This is a genomic window from Bacillota bacterium (assembly GCA_036504675.1).
Taxonomy (GTDB): domain Bacteria; phylum Bacillota; class Sulfobacillia; order JAJYWN01; family JAJZPE01; genus DASXUT01.
In genome coordinates this window covers 1-2,056 of the sequence record DASXUT010000038.1, presented here as the reverse complement: position 1 = coordinate 2,056, position 2,056 = coordinate 1, and the positions used below count along the sequence as shown (strand labels likewise).

General features: G+C 72.3%; 3 protein-coding genes. All 3 read right to left on the bottom strand.

Features of this window, described 5'->3' with window-relative positions; genetic code table 11:
* Window positions 1-57 precede the first annotated feature (57 nt).
* A complete protein-coding gene (hisH, locus tag VGL40_03120) occupies window positions 58-702 on the bottom strand; it encodes an imidazole glycerol phosphate synthase subunit HisH (GenBank protein HEY3314260.1) in 645 nt (214 codons plus the stop codon).
* A gap of 34 nt (window positions 703-736) precedes the next feature.
* Complete coding sequence (locus VGL40_03115) at window positions 737-1,414, bottom strand: imidazoleglycerol-phosphate dehydratase (protein HEY3314259.1); 678 nt, start codon at window positions 1,412-1,414, stop codon at window positions 737-739.
* A partial coding sequence (locus tag VGL40_03110; GenBank protein HEY3314258.1) for an aminotransferase class I/II-fold pyridoxal phosphate-dependent enzyme occupies window positions 1,411-2,056 on the bottom strand: 646 nt, incomplete at its 5' end. The genes VGL40_03110 and VGL40_03115, both read right to left, overlap by 4 nt.

Genomic DNA, 2,056 nt, shown 5'->3' with positions numbered 1-2,056 from the left:
CATAGTCCCCGCGGAGGAGACGGACAACCTTCCCTCCGCGGATGTCGATGGCTGGGATCACGAGCATTGGCGGACCACCTCCGTGAATCGGCCGAGGACGGCGAGGCCGGCCGCTCCGCTGCGCTCGGGGTGGAACTGCGTTCCCATGACCAGGCCCTTCTGGACGACGGCGGCGATGGTCGCCCCGTACTCGGTCGTCCCCGCCAGAGTCTCGTCCGGGACGCCGACCGCCCCGTAAGAGTGGACGAAGTAGAAGGGCTCGGCCTCGGCCGGCAGAAGGGGCGTCGGCCGCAGCCGCCGGACGAGGTTCCAACCGATGTGGGGCAGGCGCGGACAACCGGATAGCTCGGCCACGTGCCCCTCGAGGAGGCCCAGGCCCTCGCCGGGGCCGCCCTCGTCGGCCCTCTCGAAGAAGAGCTGCAACCCGAGGCAGATGCCCAGGATGGGGCGGCCCTGCCGGGCGTACTCCCGAATGGCCTCGACGAAGCCCCGCTCACGAAGGGTCGACATGGCGTCGCGGAAGGAGCCGACCCCGGGCAGGATGGCGCCGGGAGCCTCGAGCAGCCGGGCGGGGTCGGCCGTCACGATCGGCCTCGCCCCGACCCGGGCCAGGGCCGACTGGACGCTGCGCAGGTTCCCCCGGCCGTAGTCGATGACGGCAATCTCCACGCCGCCCGGGCCGGAGCCGGCACCCCGGCTCATGCCGTCACCCATGGCCAGGCCCATCTCGCCCATTCTAAAGGACCCCCTTGGTCGACGGGACCGAGGCCCCGCCCGCCGAGCCCCCGGCCGCCGAGCCCCCGGCCGCCGAGCCTCCGCCCGCCCCGGCCGGGCTCATCGCCGGCGCGAAGGCCTGCCGCAGGGCCACGGCCAGGGCCTTGTGACAGGCCTCCAGCTCATGGTGGGCGTTCCCGCCCCGCTTCAGGTCGAGGTGGAGGGTCAGGCGGGCGTTGACCGCCAGGGCCCGCAGGAACTCGACCCCGTCGGCGGCCTCGAAGCCTGCGGTGGCGGCCGACGAGAAATCGACCCGACCGTAGAAGCCGCCTCGACCGGAGAGGTCCACCGCCGCCTCGGCCAGGGACTCGTCCATCGGGACGACCGCCCAGCCGAAACGGGTCACCCCGCTCCGGTCGCCGAGGGCCTGGTCGATCGCCCGCCCGAGGGCCATGCCGGCGTCCTCGGCCAGGTGGTGGGCCAGGGGTTCACCGGTGAAGCGGGCCGTCAGTTCCAGGCCGAACTCACCATGCCTGGCCAACTGATCGAGCATGTGGGTCAGGAAGGGGAGGGGGGTCGACAGCTCCACCGGCTCCGGGCGATCCAGGTGGACGGCCACCCGGACGGCGGTCTCGGCCGTCGCCCGTTCGCACTCCCCACGGCGCTCGCGGGCCTCGGCCCGCTTCTCCTGATCGTTCATGAGTCTCCCTCCATCACGTCGCTCAAGGCTTCCAGACATTGATCGAGCTCCTCCGGTCGCCCGACGCTGATCCGGAAGTGGTTGGACAGCCGGACGTCGGGGAAGAGGCGGACCCGGACCCCGCGGTCGGCCAACGCCTTGGCCACCTCGGCCGCCGGGCGGACTGTCCCGACGAGGACGAAGTTGGTCCAGGACGGGAGCGGGGAGAGGCCGGCGATGCCGGCCAATCCGGCCGTCAGCCGCCGCCGGCCGTCGATGACCCGGGCGACCACGTCCCGGACGTAATCGGCCTCGTTGAGGACCACCTCGGCGACGGCCATCGACAGCGAGTTGACGTTGAAGGCCATCCGGACCACCTCCAGGCGGGCGGCCGTCTCCCGGCCGGCCAGGGCGAAGCCGAGCCGGGCCCCGGCCAGAGCGAAGGCCTTGGACATCGTCCTGAGGACGATGAGGCTTGGGTAGTGGGCGATGAGCCCGGCCACCGTCATCGCGGCCTCGCCGGCTTCCCCCAGGTTGAACTCCCAGTAGGCCTCATCCACGGCCACGTAGGTCTCGGGATTGGCCCGGGTCAGGGCCTCGACGATGGCCGCCGCCCCCACCCGGTTGCCCGTCGGGTTGTTGGGGTCGCAGATGAAGACCAGC

Bases quoted from the DNA above. Each gene is read 5' to 3' on its own strand.
- hisH (HEY3314260.1), bottom strand. From the start codon at position 702: ATGAGCCGGGGTGCCGGCTCCGGCCCGGGCGGCGTGGAGATTGCCGTC.
- VGL40_03115 (HEY3314259.1), bottom strand. From the start codon at position 1,414: ATGAACGATCAGGAGAAGCGGGCCGAGGCCCGCGAGCGCCGTGGGGAG.